At 42.7% G+C, this 17,642-nt stretch carries 19 protein-coding genes and 1 pseudogene; 19 read left to right on the forward strand and 1 reads right to left on the reverse strand.

From position 1 onward, the window contains the following. Nucleotides 1-7 precede the first annotated feature (7 nt). From KP625_RS10280 to KP625_RS10300, 5 genes are all read left to right on the forward strand, one after another. Nucleotides 8-1,561: a cobyrinate a,c-diamide synthase gene (locus tag KP625_RS10280; protein ID WP_238297706.1), complete on the forward strand. Its 1,554-nt coding sequence runs from the start codon at nt 8-10 to the stop codon at nt 1,559-1,561. 118 nt (nt 1,562-1,679) lie between these two features. Continuing rightward, a complete protein-coding gene (locus tag KP625_RS10285) occupies nt 1,680-2,327 on the forward strand; it encodes a precorrin-8X methylmutase (RefSeq protein ID WP_238297707.1) in 648 nt (215 codons plus the stop codon). Between the two features lie 6 nt (nt 2,328-2,333). Beyond that, nucleotides 2,334-3,473, forward strand: coding sequence for a nicotinate-nucleotide--dimethylbenzimidazole phosphoribosyltransferase (locus KP625_RS10290; protein WP_238297708.1), 1,140 nt, complete (start codon nt 2,334-2,336; stop codon nt 3,471-3,473). 9 nt (nt 3,474-3,482) lie between these two features. Continuing rightward, nucleotides 3,483-4,142, forward strand: a complete 660-nt coding sequence (locus KP625_RS10295) for a bifunctional adenosylcobinamide kinase/adenosylcobinamide-phosphate guanylyltransferase (protein ID WP_238297710.1) — start codon at nt 3,483-3,485, stop codon at nt 4,140-4,142. Further along, nucleotides 4,139-4,951 carry an adenosylcobinamide-GDP ribazoletransferase gene (locus tag KP625_RS10300; protein ID WP_238297712.1) on the forward strand — a complete coding sequence of 271 codons (813 nt, stop codon included), beginning with the start codon at nt 4,139-4,141 and terminating at the stop codon, nt 4,949-4,951. Before KP625_RS10295 ends, KP625_RS10300 begins: the two co-directional genes overlap by 4 nt. On the opposite strand, the gene KP625_RS10305 is transcribed toward KP625_RS10300, so the two are convergent. Beyond that, entirely contained in the window at nt 4,944-6,305 is a 1,362-nt protein-coding gene (locus KP625_RS10305; RefSeq protein ID WP_238297713.1) for a hypothetical protein, read from the reverse strand. The two genes, KP625_RS10300 and KP625_RS10305, sit on opposite strands and share 8 nt — an antisense overlap. Nucleotides 6,306-6,569: 264 nt before the next feature. On the opposite strand from KP625_RS10305, the gene KP625_RS10310 reads away from it, so the two are divergent. The 14 genes and pseudogenes from KP625_RS10310 to KP625_RS10380 all read left to right on the forward strand — a co-directional run bounded on the left by KP625_RS10310 (nt 6,570) and on the right by KP625_RS10380 (nt 17,604). Then, nucleotides 6,570-6,917 (forward strand): bifunctional adenosylcobinamide kinase/adenosylcobinamide-phosphate guanylyltransferase, encoded by a 348-nt coding sequence (locus tag KP625_RS10310; protein ID WP_118545390.1) that lies wholly within the window; start codon nt 6,570-6,572, stop codon nt 6,915-6,917. 177 nt (nt 6,918-7,094) lie between these two features. Then, entirely contained in the window at nt 7,095-7,919 is an 825-nt protein-coding gene (locus KP625_RS10315) for a histidine phosphatase family protein (RefSeq protein WP_238297715.1), read from the forward strand. A gap of 14 nt (nt 7,920-7,933) precedes the next feature. Continuing rightward, on the forward strand, nt 7,934-8,923 hold the full coding sequence (gene cbiB / locus KP625_RS10320; RefSeq protein ID WP_238297717.1) for an adenosylcobinamide-phosphate synthase CbiB: 990 nt from the start codon (nt 7,934-7,936) through the stop codon (nt 8,921-8,923). A gap of 169 nt (nt 8,924-9,092) precedes the next feature. Next, nucleotides 9,093-9,674: pseudogene (locus KP625_RS13700) on the forward strand (flavin reductase); the annotation flags it as partial. A gap of 42 nt (nt 9,675-9,716) precedes the next feature. Further along, nucleotides 9,717-10,259: a rubrerythrin gene (gene rbr, locus KP625_RS13705; protein WP_005604292.1), complete on the forward strand. Its 543-nt coding sequence runs from the start codon at nt 9,717-9,719 to the stop codon at nt 10,257-10,259. An 83-nt stretch (nt 10,260-10,342) separates the two neighbouring features. Next, on the forward strand, nt 10,343-10,741 hold the full coding sequence (locus KP625_RS10340) for a bacteriohemerythrin (RefSeq protein ID WP_216507567.1): 399 nt from the start codon (nt 10,343-10,345) through the stop codon (nt 10,739-10,741). A 213-nt stretch (nt 10,742-10,954) separates the two neighbouring features. Further along, a complete protein-coding gene (locus KP625_RS10345; RefSeq protein WP_238297720.1) occupies nt 10,955-11,488 on the forward strand; it encodes a nitroreductase family protein in 534 nt (177 codons plus the stop codon). A gap of 38 nt (nt 11,489-11,526) precedes the next feature. Then, on the forward strand, nt 11,527-11,838 hold the full coding sequence (locus KP625_RS10350; protein WP_370641443.1) for a PPC domain-containing DNA-binding protein: 312 nt from the start codon (nt 11,527-11,529) through the stop codon (nt 11,836-11,838). A gap of 46 nt (nt 11,839-11,884) precedes the next feature. Further along, on the forward strand, nt 11,885-12,049 hold the full coding sequence (locus tag KP625_RS10355; RefSeq protein ID WP_238297721.1) for a hypothetical protein: 165 nt from the start codon (nt 11,885-11,887) through the stop codon (nt 12,047-12,049). A gap of 301 nt (nt 12,050-12,350) precedes the next feature. Beyond that, complete coding sequence (locus tag KP625_RS10360) at nt 12,351-13,319, forward strand: hypothetical protein (RefSeq protein ID WP_238297723.1); 969 nt, start codon at nt 12,351-12,353, stop codon at nt 13,317-13,319. A 127-nt stretch (nt 13,320-13,446) separates the two neighbouring features. Continuing rightward, nucleotides 13,447-13,884, forward strand: coding sequence for a GNAT family N-acetyltransferase (locus tag KP625_RS10365; RefSeq protein ID WP_177392307.1), 438 nt, complete (start codon nt 13,447-13,449; stop codon nt 13,882-13,884). Nucleotides 13,885-13,912: 28 nt separating this feature from the next. Further along, on the forward strand, nt 13,913-14,356 hold the full coding sequence (locus KP625_RS10370; protein ID WP_238297724.1) for a GNAT family N-acetyltransferase: 444 nt from the start codon (nt 13,913-13,915) through the stop codon (nt 14,354-14,356). Nucleotides 14,357-14,734: 378 nt separating this feature from the next. Continuing rightward, complete coding sequence (locus KP625_RS10375; RefSeq protein ID WP_238297726.1) at nt 14,735-15,691, forward strand: hypothetical protein; 957 nt, start codon at nt 14,735-14,737, stop codon at nt 15,689-15,691. A 623-nt stretch (nt 15,692-16,314) separates the two neighbouring features. Next, nucleotides 16,315-17,604, forward strand: coding sequence for an ATP-binding protein (locus tag KP625_RS10380; RefSeq protein WP_238297728.1), 1,290 nt, complete (start codon nt 16,315-16,317; stop codon nt 17,602-17,604). Nucleotides 17,605-17,642: the final 38 nt, after the last annotated feature.

Below are 17,642 nucleotides of genomic sequence, written 5' to 3' on the forward strand. Positions count from 1 at the left end.
AGATACGATGGAGAATAAGAGCAGGATACAGGTAAATACCCCGCGTGTGATGTTTGCTGCGATGCGGAGTGGCAGCGGGAAAACGACTGTAACATGCGGCGTGCTGGCGGCACTAAAAAAAGAAAATATAAGAATACAGGCATATAAATGTGGACCGGATTATATCGATCCGATGTTTCATCGAACGGTGCTTGGAATCGACACAGGCAATCTGGACACCTTCTTTGCGGATGCCGATGCGATTGGGCGCATCCTGGCGCGAGACACGAAGGATGCAGAATTGATCGTGATGGAAGGAGTCATGGGATATTACGACGGTGTCGGTGGCACAACAACGATAGCAAGCTCATATGAATTAAGCAAGGTTACGAAGACACCGGTTATTCTGATCGTGGATGCGAAGGGCGCGAGTGTCACGCTTGCAGCGACGATTCGCGGAATTATGGAATATAAGAAGGACAGTCGAATTGCAGGAGTGATCTTAAATCGCGTATCGCCGATGTTTTACAGCCGGATCAAGCATGTGATCGAGACGGAATGCGGTATTCCGGTGCTTGGATATCTGCCGGAACATGCGTCATTTGCGATACCATCCAGACATCTTGGACTGTTGCAGCCGGACGAAATGCGGATACAGAGAGACTGGGTGGAAACGGTTGCGGAAGCTGCCCGGAAGACGATCGATATCGATGGGGTTCTGGAGATCGCGGCACAGGCAGAGATGTTGCAGATACAAGCCCCCGTCGACATAAGACGGAAATTCGGGGATATGCAGCAAGAAGCTGATGATGTGAGACAGAATTTCGGGGATATGCAGCAAGAAGCTGATGATGTGAGACAAGAACCTGTCGATATACTGCATGAACTGGCTGACGTGCGACAAGAACCGGAGAACATGTCCTATGAGCGTGCAGAAGAGCCGGAGAATTGTAAGTTCCCCGCCGGCTATCGTATCGGTGTAGCAAGAGACGCGGCATTTTCTTTCTATTACCGCGAGAATCTGCGCATGTTAGAAGATATGGGAGCGGAGCTTGTGTATTTTTCCCCGCTTGCAGATGCACATGTGCCTAAGGTGGATGCGCTGATCTTTGGCGGCGGGTATCCGGAGCTTTATGCGAAGCAGCTGTATGAGAATCCGTCGATGCGTGCATCTGTCCGGCAGGCATTGGAAGCAGGGATGCCGTGCCATGCGGAATGCGGAGGCTTCTTATATCTTGGGAAGTCACTTGCCGATGCAGAGGGAAATGTATATGAGATGGTCGGTTTCTTAGATGGTGCGGGATTTCGGACAGAGCGGTTACAGCGGTTTGGATATGTGGAGCTGGCACCGCGGGACGCAGGTGTATTTGCGGTGAATACGGTTTTGCGCGGACATGAGTTTCACTACTGGGACAGCACGGATTGTGGCGATGCCTGTCTGGCGTGGAAGCCGCTTTCCAAGGAGAAGACATATCCATGTATGGTGAAGAAGAAAGGCACATTCGCGGGATTTCCACATCTGTATTACGCGGGTGCGGAGGCGTTTTTCTATCATTTATTTTCTGGGAGCAGTGGCATTTGAATTTGCCGGAAAACTTGTCAGATATTGACGGTGGGATGGGAGACTTTTTTAGTAAGGATTATTTGCTTTCTCCTGAAAGAATCAGAAAAAGGAAGCAATTAGATAGTAAGAGGGTATTATGTTAGAAGAAATCAAGCTGCAGCAGGTGCTGCCACAGGAAATTGAGAAACGAAGCTTTGAGATTATCACAGAGGAGCTGGGGAATGTTGAATTAGATCCGCTTCAGGCACCGATCATCAAGCGGGCAATCCATACGTCGGCGGATTTTGATTATCTGGAGAATCTGACATTTTCCGAGCATGCGGTTTTGAAATTCCATGATGCAATAAAAAATGGTGCCTGCATCGTCACGGATACGCAGATGGCAAAATCCGGCATCAATAAAAAAGAGCTTGCGAAATACGGGGGTGAAGTTCATTGTTTCATGAGCGATGATGATGTGGCAGAAATCGCAAAGAAACAAGGTTCTACACGGGCGGTAGCAAGCATGGAGAAGGCGTGCACGTTAGATAAGCCGCTTATCTTCGCCATCGGAAATGCACCGACCGCGCTGGTGCGTCTGTATGAGCTGATCGACGAGGGAAAGCTGCATCCATGCGGCATTATCGGTGTGCCGGTCGGTTTTGTAAACGTGGTGGAAGCGAAGGAGCTTATCATGCGGGCACCTGTGCCGTACATTGTGGCGCGCGGCAGGAAGGGTGGCAGCAATATCGCTGCAGCAATCTGCAATGCACTGTTGTATGAGCTGCGGGATATGGAGAAGTAAGAAATTATGAATGAAACACAGCAGAAAATCTATATACAGGCAAAAGAAAAATGGGATGCGATTGCCAAGCCGATTGACAGTCTCGGCGTGTTCGAGGATATGGTTGCCAGACTTTGCGCGATTGCAGGAACGGTGAATCCCGGTGATTATAAGCGCCGGGCATTACTGACGCTATGTGCCGATCACGGCGTTGTGGCAGAGGGCGTGACGCAGACCGATGCCGGCGTGACAAAGGTCGTGGCGGAGAATATCGCACACGGCTGTTCCGGTGTCAATTATATGGCGCAGACCGCAGGCGTGGATGTGTATGCGGTTGATATCGGTATGCTGGGCGAACCATATCCGGATGCGGCATTTGGCATGGAACATATGATAAACCGGAAGGTGCAGGCAGGAACCGGAAATCTCGCGAGAGAATCTGCCATGTCGATGGAAATCTGTGACCGTGCGATTGAAACAGGAAAAGAGCTTGTACGGGAATGTAAAGAAAAAGGCTATGAGATATTAGCGGTTGGTGAGATGGGAATCGGAAATACAACCCCGACCTCAGCTTTGCTTGCAGCACTGCTTGATCTGCCGGCGGAGGCGGTGACCGGACGAGGCGCCGGACTGAATGATGCCGGACTTGCAAGAAAGGTGCAGGTAATTACGCAGGCACTTGCACGTGTGCAGGAAACTTCCGATGTGAAGCAGCCTGATGGGCAGGAACAGATTGACATGAAACTGGAATGCGGCAAGACGGATGTACAGGGAACTCCTGATGCAAAGCAGCTACTTGCTGAGCTTGGCGGGCTGGAGATCGCCGGAATGGTCGGTGTATTTTTAGGTGCCAGACAGTATCAGATTCCGGTTGTGCTGGATGGTGCGATCACTTGTGTTGCAGCCCTCGCTGCGATGCGGATAGAGCCGGAGGTCGTGGATTATCTTCTGGCATCGCATGTATCGGAGGAAGCGAGTGGAAGGCTGGCACTGGACGCACTCGGACTTCCGGCTGTCATCCACGGCAAACTGTGTCTGGGCGAAGGCAGCGGTGCGATGATGTTATTTCCACTTTTGGATATGGCATTATCCATCTATAAAAACATGGGAACCTTTGATGATCTGTCGATCGAAGCATACAGCCGGGATGGAAAGCCGGAAGAATAGGAGTAGACGATGTTACATATTGTATATGGCGGAAGTGCCAGTGGGAAATCATCGTATGCGGAAAGTTTTGCCTTGTCCTTGCAGGGCGATGGGCGGCTGCTCTACATTGCAACGATGTATCCGTATAAATGGAATACGACAGAGATTGACCCGGAGACGATGCAGCGGATAGAGCGCCACCGCGCGATGCGTGCCGACAAAGGGTTTGATACGGTCGAATGTTACCGGCATGTGGAACATATTGTGGCAAAAAGGCAGGACGTGTTGCTGCTTGAGTGTATGTCGAATCTGCTTGCAAATGAGATGTATCTGGAGCCGGAGAATGATGATGGCAGACTAGCGGAACCGCATGCAGAAGTGCAACCAATGTCGGAAGTGGAGAAAGTAGGAACCGATTGTAATGCAGGTCCCGATATGGCAGAAACGATGTCACCGGTGAGCAAGAAAATCGTACAGGCGCTCGTTGATTTGTCCGCACGCGTGCAGGATGTGGTGATCGTCACCAATGATGTGTTCTCCGATGGCGGAAGTCTGACTTACGATGAAAGCACGCGGGAGTATGTGAAGAATCTGGCAGAAATCAACTGTGCACTCGCACGGGAGGCAGCAACCGTGACGGAGATTGTCTGTGGAATTCCGGTTAAGATAAAAGGAGACAAGCAACCATGATGAAAGCAATCGCAATTGCATTTTCAACTTATTCCAAGATACCAATGCCGCATTTCAAATGGAACCCGAAAGCCTTGCAGTACAGCATGTGCGCGTTCCCGTTGGTTGGGGCTGTGATTGGTGCGGGTGAATTTGGAATCTGGTATCTCTTCGGCTGTGTATTGCAGTGGTCGGAAGTCTTTACAGCGGCACTTCTTACGGTATTCCCGATCCTGATCACAGGCGGCATTCATATGGATGGATTCTTAGATACCGTGGATGCGAAATCTTCTTATAAGTCCAAGGAGGAGAAACTGCAGATTCTGAAAGATCCGCATACCGGGGCGTTTGCAATTATCCGCGGCTGTCTGTATTTTCTGATTTATTTTGGATGCATGGCAGAGGTTGTGCATGCACTGAATAGAGAGATACAATCCGAGATGCAGTCTGGCGTATTGGCACACGCAATGCGGTTGATGGGCGTGTTCGCGGTAGGATTTGTGCTGGAACGTGCATTGTCCGGACTTTCGGTACTTACATTTCAGAAAGCAAAAAAAGAAGGCATGCTGGCAGATACCGCACGCCTTGTAAATAATCGCTCGAAGGTGATCATGTTCGTTTGGCTCATTGCCTGCATTGCCGCAGGCTGTGTGATACAGCCGGTCGCAGCACTTGTGGTTACAGGCATCGCCATACTGATGTTTTTCTATTATCGTTTCATGTCGTATCGCATCTTTGGCGGGATCACCGGCGATCTGGCTGGATATTTCCTGCAGATGTGCGAGCTATGGATGTTAATTGGAACCGTCGTTTTGGTGCATGTTATTTAACAACGATGACACCACCGGTCACATAATCCTGATCGCTTAAGCTAAGTCCATCGACCATGATACCAATGCTTTCGCCGAGCGTAGATTCCGTGACATCCTGACGGAGCTGCTCCATGCGGCTGATTGTGCCTTCTACAACCTTTCCGTTTGTGAGCTGTACATAGACAGGATCGCCTGTCTTGAATACGCCCTTATTGGTTGTGCCATTTAAGACGAGCGTATCTTCGCCGCCGAGCTGGAAGCAGTCGGTGATTGCCATATAGACATCATTTGCAGCTTCACTGAAATCACGGTCAACATCCACATAGTTGGAAGAATCAGTTGTGTTTTCCGTTGTTTCTGCATCGGTTGTGGAAGCGGTGCTGTTGGCAGACTTGACAAGGTTCACGATCTTGTCCTCAGGTGTCAGGTATTCGACATCGCCGAACAAAGCCGTTTTCTCTGCCATTAGTTCTTTCACGATGTTTGTTCCATAGCGACCATCAAAGGTGTCTAAGAAATAGTCTTCCAGGGTTCCTTTCTCGATTGGAACGTATGTAAATCCAACTTCATTCTCCGGAGATACGTAATATCCGCTTGACTCACTGTAACGAAAAGTGTCAAAGAAGTCTACCGCAATTCCAAAATCTTCAAATTGCCAGCCAATATACATTAGATATGATGAGAACTGGTCATCCGATTTTTCCGGATGCAGGAACGTGTCAACGAAGTACTGGGTATTTTCTTCGGCTGACTTTTCTGCATCATAGTCGTTGCCGAAACAGATATAATTCGGGGCACCAAACATGGTTGTCAGCATATCCATATAGATATATGCAGGATTCGGATCGTCGTAAAAGTTGTAGACGTCGTTGTAAGAATCCTCGGAAACCCCGAAAGCATCGTAATCTAAATATGTACTGAACAGTGACCAGAGATTCTTGTCAAGGGCTTCGTCAATGGTCATATCGTCTTCGTCTATCAACAGCTGGGGAAGGGAGTAATTATCCTCATAAAAAGATACGGAATATGCGGATTCATCCAGTGCATCCGTAAGTGGCACGTCGGATGTGCTGTAAGACATGTTAAAAAGCGTATCCGTCGTAACCGGGAATGTCATTCCGTACAGACCGGCACCCTCTGGCAATTCCAATGTCTCTTCATCTGAAAGCGCGCGGCTAAAAACCCAAGGGCAGTCCTTGTAGCCAAGTTCACTTGAGGAAGCAGGTTCTACAGAAGTATCCGCATTGCTGCTTTCGGTTGTGGCAATCGTGTCGTTTCCGGAATCCTTCTTCTTGCCACAGCCGGTGGTAAGGGTAAGGGCAGTCGCCAGCGACAAGCCAAGTGCAAGTGTTTTCATAAATTTTTTCTTCATTTCTGTCTCTCCTTTTTAAGTGTGTTGGCAAATATCATTACGCCAACTAGTAATATAAACGATATGAACTGCGTGCGCAATCCATTGTTTCATTATATAGACGGACGAGAAGGGGAAATGGTTGGAATTTTTTGAAAAAAATTTGAAGAAAAAGATACAATATGAAAATGTATCTTGCGGAAAAAGTATAAAAAAGTATAAAATAATTCAAAAAGTATAAAAAGGTATAAAGAAATATAAAAAGTATTAAAAGAGGAAAGCAATATGATTTTAATTATAGGCGGTGCATATCAGGGAAAGTTCGAGTATGCCAAGGCAAATTTCAAAGAAGGACATCAGATCATCAACAATTTTCATAAATATGTGCGGAAGACGATGCAGCAGGGCGGCGATCCGGAATTAGAGGCAAAGCAGCTTATGAACAAAGCGGTTCTTGCCGGAAATGCAGACAAGCTCGTCTTGGTCAGCGATGAGGTCGGAAGCGGCATTGTGCCGATCGATGCATTTGAACGGGAGTTCCGCGAGAAGAACGGGCGCGTGAATTGCTATCTGGCAGGCCAGGCGGAGCAGGTCATCCGCGTGACGGCAGGCATTGGAACGCGGATAAAATAATCGCGCAGAAAATGGGTTGCATTGGCATGGGTAATTGGATGAAATTATGCAGATGTGCGTCAGGTAATTATATGTGATGTGAGAATAAACTTCAGAAAATTACATGAGAATGTGTGGATATGAGTGAAGCGGATTGTGTGAGGCTGTGCAGGAAAAATTGCAAGAGGTTGTGTGAAAATGAATGCGTCAGATTATGAAAAATTTATATGGGATGATAAAGAAAAACAGGCGCGTATCCTGCTGATCCGGCATGGAATGACGCAGGGAAATAAGGAGCATCGCTATGTTGGAACGACGGATGAGGGATTGCTTCCGGAAAGTGTGGAACAGCTTCACAGTATGCAGGAATTCTGGTGTAAGCAGGCATTTATGAAGGATAAAACAGGTGTCCTATACGATAGAGTAAAACCTGGACCTGTGGGCAATCCTGCGGCGAATCCGTGTGAGGCGTGCGCAAAAAATGTCGCAGACAATCTAACTGTATATGTAAGCCCCTATCTCCGTGCGAAGCAGACCGCAGACATTTTATTTCCGGGTGCGAAGCAGGTGGAAATCGCGGAATTTGCGGAGTGCAGATTTGGCGATTTTGAATATAAGAATTATGCGGAATTAAATGGGAATCCCGACTATCAGCGGTTTATCGACAGTGGCGGTACGACGGCATTTCCGGGTGGCGAGTCACGGGCAGAATTCACGGAACGTGTGATGCAGGGATTCGAGAAACTGCTTGCGGATGTGGATGAAAAGCAGCAGTTGACGCAGGACAGCGGGAATTTGAATGAATCAAAAACACGGAAGATGTTGACTGAAACAGAATCGGTACGGTCGTATACGATAGTTGTAGTTGCACATGGCGGCACGATCATGGCACTGATGGACCAGTTATCAGAACCACACAAGGATTATTTTGACTGGCAGGTAAAACCGGGCGAGGGTGTCGGGGGGATTTTAAGCGTGAATGAGGATAGGAACGTTGTAATTACAAACATTACACGGCAGTAAGGAACAAATAAATCATGATACAGGAACGTATATTTATCATTATAATTGCATGTCTGCTTGATCTGGTATTCGGCGATCCACACTGGCTGTGGCACCCGGTACAGGGGATGGGCTGGCTGATCGACCATGTGGAGATGTGGATGCGCAAGCGGTTTCGGATACAGGAAGATCGCGACGCGGATATCCGTAAAAAACAGGTGGCAGGAACATTTACAGTTGTGATCGTGATAACGGTGTCACTGCTTGTGGCGGCAGGAATCCTATATGGGTGCAACCGGATTCATCATACGTTGTATCTGGTCGTGGCAATCTGGATGTCGTACCAGATGCTGGCAGCCTGCTCGCTTCGGCGGGAGAGCCTGAAGGTGTGCAAGGCACTCGAAGCCGGGGATGTGGAACAGGCGAGAACGGCGGTATCCATGATCGTCGGCAGAGATACAGCATCGCTCACCGAGGAAGGCATCGCGAAGGCAGCGGTGGAAACGGTCGCTGAAAATACGTCGGACGGCGTGATTGCCCCGCTTTTTTATATGTTTTTGTTCGGTCCGGTCGGTGCGTGGGTGTACAAAGCAATTAATACGATGGACTCCATGCTTGGATATAAGAACGACAAATACCGGTATTTTGGAACGTGCGCGGCGCGTGTGGACGATGTCGTGAATTTCATTCCGGCACGACTTTCCGCGTGGCTGATGGTTGGTGCGGCAGGCATTTTTGGTATGGATATGGCAGGTGCGGCACGGATTCATTTGCGGGATCGACGAAACCATGCAAGTCCGAACTCCGCACAGACGGAATCGGCGTGTGCGGGCGCACTTGGATTGCAACTTGCCGGAAATGCATATTATTTTGGAAAGCTATATGAGAAGCCAACGATTGGCGATGCGAAAAGACCTATCGAGCCGAAGGATATCCGCCGGGCAAACCGGTTGATGTACGGAACCGCAGTGTTGATGGTGATCGTGGGTGTCGGCGTACTGATCGGATGTGGATGTTTTACATAGTAATAATTACTATTATTATATTGACAATAGAATAAAAGAGAGATACAATCCTTATTAAGAATAGTATGAATTTATAACACTCATGGAATTGAATTTTTGATTTCATTTAAAGGCATTTGCCCGAAATGCAGGGAGAAGGTAAAGGAGGAAAAATATGGATAGGAAAGCAATGTATAAATTGAGTTATGGACTGTTTATATTGACCGCTAAAGAAGCAGAAAAAGATAACGGATGCATCATTAATACAGCCATTCAGGCAGCTTCGGAACCAAACCAGTTAAGTATCTGTGTAAATAAGGCAAATTATACGCATGATATGATTGAAAGAACCGGAAAATTTACAGTATCAGTCTTGAGTCAGAATGCAGAGTTTGAATTGTTTAAGCATTTTGGCTTTCAATCAGGAAGGGATACCAATAAGTTTGAAACATTTGAAAAGTGTTCCAGGGGAATAAATGGTATTTATTATATTACAGAAGGTACAAATGCATACATTTCTGTGACAGTTACTAAAACAGAGGACTTGGGTTCACATACGATGTTTATCGGTGAGATAACCGATATGGAAGTTTTAAGCAATGTTCCTTCAGTAACATATGATTATTATCAGAATAATATTAAGCCTAAACCACAGGAAGTTGGAAAAACAGAGGATGGTCAGACAATATGGCGTTGCAGAATTTGCGGATATGAATATGTAGGCGAGGAATTACCGGATGACTTTATATGTCCTTTGTGCAAGCACCCGGCATCAGATTTTGAAAAAGTAGTAAAGAAAACGGAGGTAAAAGAGATGGCAGCAAACAAATATGCAGGAACACAGACAGAGAAGAATTTACAGGAGGCATTTGCGGGAGAGTCTCAGGCAAGAAATAAGTATACCTATTTTGCATCTGTAGCGAAAAAGGAAGGCTATGAGCAGATGTCTGCATTATTTTTAAAGACCGCAGATAATGAGAAAGAACATGCAAAGATGTGGTTCAAGGAATTAGCAGGAATTGGTGATACAAAGGAAAATCTGGCAGCAGCTGCGGAAGGCGAGAATTATGAGTGGACAGATATGTATGAAGGTTTTGCGAAAACAGCCGAAGAAGAAGGGTTCCCTGAACTTGCAGCCAAATTCAGAGCAGTAGGAGAAATTGAAAAGCATCACGAGGAGAGATATCGTGCACTTCTTAAGAATATTGAAACTGCTAAAGTTTTTGAAAAGAGTGAAGTCAAAGTATGGGAATGCCGTAACTGCGGACATATCGTGGTAGGAACAAAGGCTCCTGAGGTATGTCCGGTATGTAATCATCCGCAAAGCTATTTTGAAGTACATGAAGAGAATTATTAAGGAGATATAAGCATGGAAGTAAAGTATTATATATGTATAGAACAGGTTAATAAAACAAATAAAACAGAAAGTAGGATTAATTTATGTATGAAATGAAACCAGAATATTATATCGGCATAGATATGATAGACGAAGAACACAAGCAGTTATTTAAATATGCAGATGAGGCATATGAACTGCTTCATGATGAGTTTACACCGGATAAATATGATAGGATTGATATAATATTAGAAAATCTCCGAAATTATACAGTAAAACACTTTAGTGATGAAGAGCAGTATATGGAATCTATTAATTATAAGAAGATATTTACACAGAAAGTTCAACATCAGGAATTTATACATAAGCTTGATGAATTTATGGAACACCACAATGATGAGGTAGAAGATCAAGATGAACAGATTATGGAAATTTTAAAATATCTCACAGAGTGGTTAGTTAATCACATTCTGTATGTCGATGGTCAAATTCCAAAAGGCTGATATAGTAAGAAAGGCTGTTATTTTTAGTGAGTAGCAGCTTTTTCAGATCGCAGATGAACTTGAAGAATCCATTGAAATAATCCATCCAATGTACGATATTGTGAAGAAGTATGCACCAGAATATGATGTGGATGCAATTACAACGGAAGTGCCGGAAGCACGGGAAAATGAAAAAGCATAAATCGTTAGGGGAGGAATTTAGGAGGAAACGTTATGAATGTTATAGAGGCTATTCATTACAGACATAGTTACAGGGGGAAATATAAGGATATTCCCGTACCAAAGGAAGATTTAATAAAAATCATGCAAGCTGGTCTTGATGCTCCGTCCGGATGCAACAAACAGACTACATCATTGATTGCTGTTGATAATCCTGACGTACTGAAGCAACTCCATAGTGTGATAGAACCACCTGTTGGAGAAACTGCTCCCGCTGCTATCTGCGTTTTGACACAGAGAGTCAATGCTTATCGGGATAAATGTTTCGCCGTGCAGGATTATTCCGCTGCGATTCAGAATATGCTGCTTGCAATTGTGGAGCTTGGTTATCAAAGCTGTTGGTATGAAGGACATATTACCGATGATGACAAGATCTGTGATAAAATGGCACAGATACTAAATGTGCCTGAAGACTATGAGTTGGTCTGTTTTTTGCCTATTGGTATAGCAGAAAGCAATCCGATATATCCCCAAAAGAAAGCATTTGAAGAAAGAGCGTGGTTTAATTCATACAATCAGAGCAACTGAAAGCAACTGCTATAAATGAGAATATAAAGCTTGCCAGTATCAATGCTCTTGGAGCTATCAATGATTTCACAATCGGAGTATATAAGACAGATGAGAAGAAATATTACTCAAACAGTTTTAAAGGATATTATGAAATTGTATCACTGACAGGTACGATCAATACAATGGATGGAGAATATTATGCGCATCTTCATATGAGTGTCGGAAATGAGAAAGGTGAAGCGTTTGGAGGGCATCTGAACAGAGCTGTCGTGAGTGCAACCTGTGAGATGGTAATTACGGTCATTGATGGAAAAGTTGACAGAGTTTATGATGAAGAAACAGGGCTTAATGTATTTAAGTTTGATTAGAAGCGTTGAATACATGTGAAGAATCGGGAGTTTCAGGAGGGAAATCATGAGAAGCAAAGGTATTTTTATTTTAGCGATTACATGGATTGTTTTATCATTGTTTTGGTTCTGGGCAGAAAATATTGCAATAGGTATCATATGGCTATGTGCCGGAGTCATTGAACTATTTAGCGCGTTAGTGAGACGCAGCAAAGAGAAGAAAAGCAAGTAAATTCTGGGTTATGAGGATAAAGATGAAAATTATAGAGATCACAGAAAATAAAAACGTCAAGCGTTTTTGAAAAAGTCCTTGACATGCTCAGCTCGCTTATGCTAGTCTACAACCAAAGCATAAGTTTCATATAGTAGCTGATAAGCGGCTACTTTCTACGAATAGTCAAATTATTTATTCTTGAACATTCATGCTTTTAAATTCAATTCATTAATTTAAGATGCAGGGGTATTCAAGGAAGATAGTTTTGGACTATGTTTGCAGATGGATTTCTCCTGCGAAAGCCAAAGGAGGACGAAATATGGCAAACAGAGAGTACAAAAGTGACGTGTTTAGTATGTTGTTGGAGGACAGGGCGAGAGCGTTGGATGTCTACAATGCGATGGCAGGGACGGCATACACCGATCCGGAGATTATCGAGATTCATACGCTGGAAAGCGGCGTATCACTGACCGTGCACAATGATGCATCGTTTGTGGTGAGCATGGATTCGGTTCTGAATATCTATGAGCACCAGTCGACGTATAACCCGAACATGCCGCTTCGGGAACTGATTTATTTTGTGACGATCATCAAGAAGCTGGTTGAAAACAGATATCTGCTCAGTCACAAGCTGGTGAAGATACCGACGCCGAAGTTCGCAGTGTTCTACAATGGAGGCGAAACGAGGCCAGAGCGTGAAGTGCTGAGATTGTCTGATGCATATGAAAACCAGTCGGACGAACCGCAGTTAGAGCTGATGTGTACCGTGTATAATATCAATCCGGGAAACAATGAAGATTTGAAGAAGCGGAGTCAGACACTGCGGGAGTATATGATATTTGTTGGATATGTAAATGAGAATCTTGCAAAAGCAAAAAAGGGCGAGAAGGATTATGAGACTGCAATCAGAGATGCAGTGAACCGCTGCATTGCAGAGGATATCCTGAAGGATTTTTTGCTGGAGCGCAGAGAGGATGTGCAGAAAAGTATGATGTTTGATCTGACATATGAAAAACAGATGGAGAACGCAAAGCGGGAATGGTATAACGATGGCGTGGAAGAAGGTCGTGCAGAGGGATATGCAAAAGGAGCGGTTCACCATTTAGCAGCTTCGGTTGTAAAAAAGGTACAAAAGGACAAAAATCTTGAACAAATTGCGGATGAACTTGAAGAATCTATTGAAACAATCCAGCCAATTTACGATATCGTGAAGAAACATGCACCAGAATATGATGTAGATGCAATTACGGCAGAAGTGCTGGAAACACAGGAAAATGAAAAAGCATAAATTGTTATGAGAGATTAAAAGCAGGATTGCTGATTGAAAGTCAACTGTCCTGCTTTACATATATAACAGGTTGTTGATTGGACGAAATTGTGTATGAGTAGAAAATTAGAATTTGAGGAGACGTTGAATGGTTAGAGAAGTTTATGAAAACGAGTTGAATAAGGTGCTAGAATTATATTTGCATTTGCACGAGGAAACAATTCCAGAAATGACAGAACATTTAAAAATGACTTGGCAGGCGATTATGCAAGATAAAAACCATCATATAATTGTCAAAGAACTAAATGGGAAAATAGTTTCTTCTTGTGTTTGCGTGATAATTCCCAATTTGACAAGGAACATAAGACCATATGCGTTTATTGAAAATATGGTTACACATTCAGATTATCGCGGAAAAGGATATGCAACGGAGTGCTTAAATTATGCAAAACAAATAGCAGAGAACACAAATTGTTATAAAATGATGCTACTTACAGGTTCAAAGAAAAAAGAAACATTGAACTTTTATGGTAATGCAGGGTATAACAGTACAGATAAAACAGCGTTTATTCAATGGCTTGAATAATACAAACTTCCGGGTTATGAGGATAAAGATGAAAATTATAGAGATCACAGAAAATAAAAAACAATATCTTGATTTGCTCTTATTGGCAGATGAGCAGGAAAATATGATAGACCGCTATCTTAATAAAGGCAGAATGTATGTGCTAGATGATAATGGGATTAAATGTGAGTGCGTCGTTACCAATGAAGGAAATGGAGTGCTTGAATTAAAGAACATTGCAACTGCTCCAGAATATCAAGGGAAAGGATATGCAAAAGCCCTGATTGATTTTATTGTTGAGAAATACGGAGAGCAATATGACATTCTGCAGGTAGGAACAGGTGATAGCCCACTTACAATACCATTTTATGAAAAATGTGGTTTTGTTCGTTCGCATATCATCCCCAATTTTTTTACAGATAACTATGACCATCCAATATACGAAGATGGAGTACAATTGGTGGATATGGTATATTTGCAAAGACAGTTATAAAGAAACATGTTCTAATAATCCGTTGATATTTTCAAATTGCGGTGGGTATACATATGCACATACTTATGTTGAGTACATTGAAACAACCTATGGCTGGAATGCTGTTTTGAACATCATACAAATCGGAAATTATGAAGCGTTTTTGAAAAAGTCCTTGACATGCTCAGTTCGATTATGCTAGTCTACTACCAAAGCATAAGTTTCATATAGTAGCTCTTAAACAGCTACTTTCTGCGAATAGTCAAATTATTTATTCTTGAACATTCATGCTTTTAAATTCAATTCATTTAATTTAAGATGCAGGGGTATTCAAGGAAGATAGTTTAAGTCTATGTTTGCAGATGGATTTCTCCTGCGAAAGCCAAAGGAGGACGAAATATGGCAAACAGAGAGTACAAAAGTGACGTATTTAGTATGTTGTTGGAGGACAGAGCAAGAGCGTTGGATGTCTACAATGCGATGGCAGGGACGGCATACACCGATCCGGAGATTATCGAGATTCATACGCTGGAAAGCGGCGTATCACTGACTGTGCACAACGATGCATCATTTGTTGTGAGCATGGATTCGGTTTTGAATATCTACGAGCACCAGTCGACGTATAACCCGAACATGCCACTTCGGGAACTGATTTATTTTGTGACGATTATCAAGAAGCTGGTCGAAAACAGATATCTGCTCAGTCATAAGCTGGTGAAGATACCGACACCGAAGTTCGCAGTGTTCTATAATGGAGACAAAACGAGACCAGAGCGTGAAGTGCTGAAATTGTCCGATGCATATGAAAACCAGTCGGATGAGCCGCAGTTAGAGCTGATGTGTACCGTATATAATATCAATCCGGGGAATAATGAGGATTTGAAGAAGCGGAGCCAGACACTGCGGGAGTATATGATATTTGTTGGATATGTAAATGAGAATCTTGCAAAGGCAAAAAAGGGCGAGAAGGACTATGAGACTGCAATCAGAGATGCGGTGAACCGCTGTATTGCAGAAGATATCCTGAAGGAATTTTTGCTGGAACGTAGAGAGGATGTGCAGAAAATTATGATGTTTGATCTGACATACGAAAAGCAGATGGAGAATGCAAAGCGTGAATGGTATAACGATGGTGTGGAAGAAGGATATGCCAAAGGAGCAGTTCATCATTTAGCAGCTTCGGTTGTAAAAAAGGTACAAAAGGACAAAAATCTTGAACAAATTGCAGATGAACTTGAAGAATCCGTTGAAACAATCCAGCCAATTTACGATATCGTGAAGAAACATGCACCAGAATATGATGTGGATGCAATTACCACGGAAGTGTTGGAAACACGGGAAAAAGAAAAAGCATAAATAGTTATGGGATAAGAAGCAGGATTGCTGATTAAAAGTCAACTGTCCTGCTTTCTGTATATAACAGGTTGTTGATTGCATTCTCGTGCATGACGGATTGGAAGAATATGTGTATGAGAGGAAAATCAGTGTTTGTCAAATTTTCTAAACAGTCTCATTGCATAGGAATGACAAACAGACTATTCTTAAAGTAGGAGGTGGTAGAAATGGCAAACGAAGATAAAAAGGATATGCCTAAAATTTAAATTATTACAGACCAGAAAAGCATTGAAAAATATGGTGGACGTAAAAATATACGGTACTATGTAAAGGACTATGAAAATTCTCTTTTTGTTTTGAAATAGGTAACTTCCAGTTTAGAGAGAACTTAGAAATGATTCGATTTTGTCCAAAGGATGAGATACAAAATACAATATAAGAATAAATAAAGACGATTGGTCTTATGATAAGACTGGTCGCCTTTATTTTTTCGGAGTTTGATATGAAAACATGGGAAATTAAAACTTAGTGAAAAAGTGCAGTAAGTTTTAATTACAATATTGATTTCACATAATAAGGATAGTATAATAAAATTAAAATTTGCGAGAAAAGTGCAGTAAGTTTTAATTTGAGGAGGCAAATCTGTGGAAAAAATTATAAATAGAGATATCTATTTAAGTAGATTGATAGACAAAAAGGAAAATGGTCTGATTAAGGTTATTACAGGAATCAGAAGGTGCGGAAAAAGCTATCTTCTGTTTTATTTGTTTCGTGACTATCTTATATCGAGTGGAGTAAAGGAAGAACAGATTATTTCCATTGCACTTGATGATGATATTTGTGAACAGTATCGTAATCCGGATGAATTATCAAAATACATCCGTTCAAAAATTGTAAATAAAGAAATGTACTATATTCTTATAGATGAAGTGCAATATGCTATTACAAAAAAAGAACTTGAAAATCCGGAAGATGTTAAGCTATATAATGTTTTGAATGGATTGATGCGTCTTCGAAATGTGGATATTTATGTGACGGGAAGTAATTCAAAATTACTTTCTCAAGATGTAATGACGGCATTCAGGGGCAGAGGCGATCAAGTTCAGGTATTCCCGTTGTCATTTAAAGAATATTATGATTTTGTCGGTGGAGATAAATCGGAAGTGTATGAATTGTATGCTCTTTATGGGGGAATGCCGCAGCTTTTATCATTCAAACGTGATGAGGAAAAGGTTAAGTATCTGAAAAACTTGTTTTCGGAAGTATATTTCAAAGATATAAGTGAGCGATATATTGTAAAACTTCCCGATGTTTTGACTGAACTAACCGATGATTTGTGTTCTTCAGTAGGTTCACTTATAAATGCAAAGAAGATTGCCGATACATTGGAAAGTGTAAAAAACATTAAGGTGTCTACCAGTACAATCGCAAAATATTTGGAATATCTGATAGAGTCGTTTATGTTCAGCGAGGCAAAAAGATATGATGTAAAGGGTAAAAAGTATTTTGAGTATCCTTTGAAATATTATTGCACGGATGTAGGACTTCGTAATGCCAGGCTTAATTTTAGACAACAGGAAGAAACACACATAATGGAAAATATCATTTATAATGAACTGATAATTCGTGGGTATTCTGTAGATGTTGGCGTTGTTGAAATTATTGAAAATGCTGAAGGCAAAAAAAGAAGAAAACAGTGTGAGATTGATTTTGTTGTAAATATGGGAGCAAGAAGATATTATATTCAGTCTGCATTATCCGTAAGTGATCCTGATAAGATGACAACTGAGTTAAGACCTTTGAAAAATACAAAAGATTTTTTCAAGAAGATTATTATATCAAAGTCAAATGCAAAACCATGGATAGATGAAGACGGTATTGTGCATATTGGATTGTATGATTTTTTGTTAAATCAGAATTCCTTGGAACTGTAAAGAAACAAATCGGAATTTTTATGTGTAAAGGAGAAACG

This window comes from Eubacterium sp. MSJ-33, from assembly GCF_022174665.1.
GTDB lineage: Bacteria > Bacillota > Clostridia > Lachnospirales > Lachnospiraceae > Coprococcus_C.